Below are 3,794 nucleotides of genomic sequence, written 5' to 3'. Positions count from 1 at the left end.
GGGGGGGGGGGATCGGCGGAGCGCCTGCGCGGGGGCCGGGCTACTCCATGTCCTCGAGCGAGCGGCCGGTGGTCTCCGGGATGAACTTGGCCACGAACAGCAAGGACAGCAGCGCAGACACCGCGTAGAAGCCGTAGGTGAACGTCAGGCTGAACTCGGCCATCGGCGGGAACGCGGTGGAGACCGCGAAGTTTGCCAACCACTGGGCGGCCGCGGCCAGGCCGAGAGCCGCCGTGCGGATGCGGTTGTTGAACATCTCGCCGAGCAGCACCCACACCGCCGGGCCCCAGGACATCCCGAAGAACACGACGAAACCGTTGGCGGCGATCAGCGCGACGAGCCCCTGGGTGTCGCCGAGTTGGGGAGCGAGTTCGCCGTCGGGCCCCGGACCCATCGTGGCGGTGCTGAACATCAGGGCCATCACCGCGAGCGAGACGGTCATGCCGACCGAACCGGTCATGAGCAGCCTGCGACGCCCGATCTTGTCGATCAGCGCGATGGCCACGATCGTCACGACGATGTTCGTGACCGAGGTGATGACGGTCTGGGTGAGCGCGTCCGCCTCGGTGAAGCCGACCGACTGCCAGAGGGACGTGGAGTAGTAGAAGATCACGTTGATGCCCACGGCCTGCTGGAAGACGGACAGCACGATGCCGATCCACACGATCGGCAGGAGGTTCCTGCCGCTCGGGTTGAGCATGTCCTGCCACGACCGCTTCCTGTCCTCGCGGACCGTCGCACGGATCTCCTTGATCCGGTTGTCGACGCCGCTGGACTGGATGGTGCGCAGGACGTCCCTCGCCTCGCCGACCAGCCCCTTGGCCAGCAGGTAGCGGGGGGATTCCGGGATCATGAGCGCCAGTACGCCGTAGGTGATCGCGGGGACCAGCTCGGTGAGGAACATCCAGCGCCAGGCCTGGATCCCCAGCCACAGCTCCTCGATCGCGCCACCGGCCACGGCTGCCAGCCAGGCGTCGGAGAGCAGGGCCACGAAGATGCCGGAGACGATCGCGAGCTGCTGGAGTGACCCGAGGCGGCCGCGTATCGAGGGCGGGGCCACCTCGGCGATGTACGCCGGCGCGATGACCGAGGCCGCGCCGACGCCCAGGCCACCGACCACCCGCCACAGGATGAGGTCCCACGGGCCGAACGCGAGCCCGGAGCCGATCGCACTGACGGTGAACAGCGCCGAGGCCAGGACCATGACGCGGGTGCGCCCCCAGCGGTCGGCGAGGCGGCCCGCGAGATACGCGCCGGCGATACAGCCGAGCAGGGCCGAGGAGACGACGAACCCGGTGAGACCGGCGTTCATGCCGAAGGTCTCCTGGACGGCGTCCACCGCGCCGTTGATGACGGCGGTGTCGAAGCCGAAGAGGAACCCGCCGAGCGCGGCGACCAGGGAGATGATCACCACCCTGCCGGTGTGGAAGGACTCCTCGTCCGAGCTCCTGGCCGAGACGTTCCGTGTGGACATGGCGTACCCCGTTCCCGGGCCGGATGGACGTCCTGATGTCTGGTGAACGGAGCGTAGGCCCGCTACCAATGTGGCGCAAGTCACGTATTCTTTATCGATTGCGGCGTACGAACGCTCTGATCGAGAACACGTTCTAGGCTCGAGGTGTCTCGTCGTCATACCGAAAGGGCCACCGCCGTGAGTGCCTCCCCCGAGCAGATCCGTGCCACCGCCGACTCCTACATCGCCGCGCTGGTCGCCGGCGACCTCGAGGCGGTTCTGGACCTCTACGCCGAGAACGCCACGGTCGAGGACCCGGTCGGCAACGGCACCGTCCACGAGGGCAAGGCGGCCATCCGCGAGTTCTACTCGTCCGTGGTGGCGCTGAAGATCGAGGGCGAGGTGATCGAGGCACGGGTCTGCGGTGACGACCTGCTGTTCAACTTCGAGATCACCACCCACTTCGACGCCGACTCCAAGGCCACCATCAACGTGTGGGACCTCATGACCCACGACGAGCAGGGCAAGATCCGTTCGATGCGCGCGTACTGGACGCCGGAGAACATGCGCTGAACCGGGGCCGCGCGACTGGACTACCCTTCAGGCCATGATCACCGCCATCGTCTTCGTCCACGCCGAGACGGCGCGCATCCCCGAGGTCGCCGAGGCGATCGCCGAGATCGACGGGGTCTCCGAGGTGTACTCGGTGACGGGCACCATCGACCTCATCGTGCTCGTGCGGGCCCGCCGCAACGAGGAGGTGGCCGACATCGTCTCCGACCGCCTGAACAAGGTCCCGGGTGTGGTCGACACCGAGACGCACATCGCGTTCCGCGCGCTGTCCAAGCACGACCTCGAGGCGGCGTTCTCCCTGGGGTACGACGAGTAGGCCCCTCCCCGGTGCGCACAGTTCCGGGGAGGTGCTGCCACGTCGGTCGCGGCGGATGTGCATACTGTCATCACGACTTGCTGATCTCCGGATACGCAGGGGAAGACCGGTGAGAATCCGGCGCTGACCCGCAACGGTGTGCCGTCACCTCGGTGACGACGAGCCCGATTACCTGCCCGGAGGTACGCGACTCTGTCCATCGCCGCGGTCTGCGATCCGGAGTCCTGCACGGTCGGTGGCCGGTGTCGACGGTCGCCCACCTGCGGGTCTCGTGTGTTCGTGGGCACACGACACGATCCGAGGTCTGATCATGTTCCGTCGCCAGTCCAGGTCCACCACGGCGCTCGCCGCGCTGCTCGTCACGGGCGTCGTCGTCGCGGGCTGCTCCCGCGGCGAGGCTCAGGAGAACGCCACCTCGAATGAGGCGTTCGCCGAGCCGGTGACCATCACCAACTGCGAGCGTGAGTCCACGTTCGACGCCCCGCCCGAGCGCATCATCACGATGAACGCCCACGTCACGGAGACCCTCATCCAGATGGGTGCGGGGGATCGGATCGTCGGCCGGGGCTATGCCGATCGCGAGGACGTCCTGCCGGAGGTCGCCGAGGAACTCGAGGCGATTCCCGGGTTGGCCGAGGAGTATCCCAGCTGGGAGCAGATCGTCGATCTGGAACCCGACCTCGTGGTGGCCGGCATGCGCAGCGCGTTCGACGAGAAGGAGGGCCGGAGCCGGGACGCGCTCGACGCGGCGGGCATCGACACCTTCCTGTTCTCCGAGTACTGCGGCGACGGGTTCCCGGACGTCTCCATGCTCGAGACCGACTTCTCCCAGCTGGGCCGGGTCCTCGGCGTCGAGGAGGGTGCGCAGCAGCTCACCGACCGCATCGTCGACCGGATCGAGTCGGTCCGCGCCACCCTGGACGAGGCCGGCGTGACGGGGACCCCGACGTTCTTCTACGACAGCGGTGAGGCGGAGCCCATGACGATCGGCGGCGTCGGCATCGGCCAGCTGATCGGCGAGTACGCGGGAGCCGACAACATCTTCATCGAGGGCGACCGGCCCTACCTCAAGACCACGTGGGAGATCCTCGGCGAACGCCGACCGGAGGCGATCGTCGTGCTCGACTACGGGGCCACCAGCGCCGAGGACAAGATCGAGTACCTGCGTAACCAGCCCATCATGGCCACCACGCCGGCGATCCGCGACGACCGCATCGTGGTGGTCCCCCTGGCCGACTTCTTCGAGAGTTCGCGGATGGCGACCTCGGTGGAGACGATCGCCCGCGAGCTCCACCCCGACGCCTTCGGTGGCTGATATGGCGACGGTCGTCCACGACCGTGGCGGTGGCGCGGGCGATGCGGCGACACCGGCTCCGAGCCGCCCCTCGGCGTCGTCCCGCCTCCCGTCACCGTTCCGCGCCACCAGCCCGGGCCGCGAGACCAGCCCGGGCC

4 protein-coding genes and 1 riboswitch are annotated in these 3,794 nt (G+C 68.2%); of the genes, 3 read left to right on the top strand and 1 reads right to left on the bottom strand.

The window, feature by feature from the left end; genetic code table 11:
- Nucleotides 1-40 precede the first annotated feature (40 nt).
- Nucleotides 41-1,474 (bottom strand): sugar porter family MFS transporter, encoded by a 1,434-nt coding sequence (locus G6022_RS03515; protein WP_182639936.1) that lies wholly within the window; start codon nt 1,472-1,474, stop codon nt 41-43.
- A 177-nt stretch (nt 1,475-1,651) separates the two neighbouring features.
- Between G6022_RS03515 and G6022_RS03510 the strand changes: the two genes are divergently transcribed.
- The 3 genes from G6022_RS03510 to G6022_RS03500 all read left to right on the top strand — a co-directional run bounded on the left by G6022_RS03510 (nt 1,652) and on the right by G6022_RS03500 (nt 3,657).
- Nucleotides 1,652-2,026: an SgcJ/EcaC family oxidoreductase gene (locus tag G6022_RS03510; RefSeq protein ID WP_182639935.1), complete on the top strand. Its 375-nt coding sequence runs from the start codon at nt 1,652-1,654 to the stop codon at nt 2,024-2,026.
- A 34-nt stretch (nt 2,027-2,060) separates the two neighbouring features.
- A complete protein-coding gene (locus G6022_RS03505; RefSeq protein WP_179523957.1) occupies nt 2,061-2,342 on the top strand; it encodes an Lrp/AsnC ligand binding domain-containing protein in 282 nt (93 codons plus the stop codon).
- Nucleotides 2,343-2,403: 61 nt separating this feature from the next.
- A riboswitch (cobalamin riboswitch) is annotated at nt 2,404-2,537 on the top strand.
- Nucleotides 2,538-2,652: 115 nt separating this feature from the next.
- A complete protein-coding gene (locus G6022_RS03500) occupies nt 2,653-3,657 on the top strand; it encodes an ABC transporter substrate-binding protein (RefSeq protein ID WP_182639934.1) in 1,005 nt (334 codons plus the stop codon).
- Nucleotides 3,658-3,794 lie beyond the last annotated feature (137 nt).

Origin of the sequence: Dietzia sp. Cai40, from assembly GCF_014145165.1 — a bacterium.
Taxonomy (GTDB): Bacteria; Actinomycetota; Actinomycetes; order Mycobacteriales; family Mycobacteriaceae; genus Dietzia; species Dietzia natronolimnaea.
Note: the sequence above shows the minus strand (reverse complement) of the source record. Positions and strands in the feature narration are given on the sequence as shown.